Source organism: Methylophaga sp. SB9B (assembly GCF_004832235.1).
In the GTDB taxonomy this organism is placed as follows: Bacteria; Pseudomonadota; Gammaproteobacteria; order Nitrosococcales; family Methylophagaceae; genus Methylophaga; species Methylophaga muralis.
On the sequence record NZ_SSXS01000040.1, the window covers coordinates 1 to 258 of the forward strand.

At 46.1% G+C, this 258-nt stretch carries 1 pseudogene; it reads left to right on the plus strand.

From position 1 onward, the window contains the following. Nucleotides 1-214 (plus strand): annotated as a pseudogene (locus E8Q33_RS15040) (PUA domain-containing protein); the annotation flags it as partial. Nucleotides 215-258 lie beyond the last annotated feature (44 nt).

The following is a 258-nucleotide window of genomic DNA, read 5'->3' on the forward strand; positions in this document are numbered from 1 at the left end:
TCGGTGTGCGTCAGGTGGATGGCCAATTCACTCGTGGTGAACTGGTTTTATGTACTGATCTGCAGGGTCGGGAAGTTGCTCGTGGTCTGGTAAATTACAGTGCAGATGAAGCAGTACGAATCATGGGGCAGCCAGTCAGGCGATTCAAAGCTTATTGGGATATGTAGATGAACCGGAATTAATCCATCGAGATAATTTGGTGGTGACTGGATAAATGTCAGACATAAAAAACGGCGATGAGCCGGTTTTTTTTAGCTG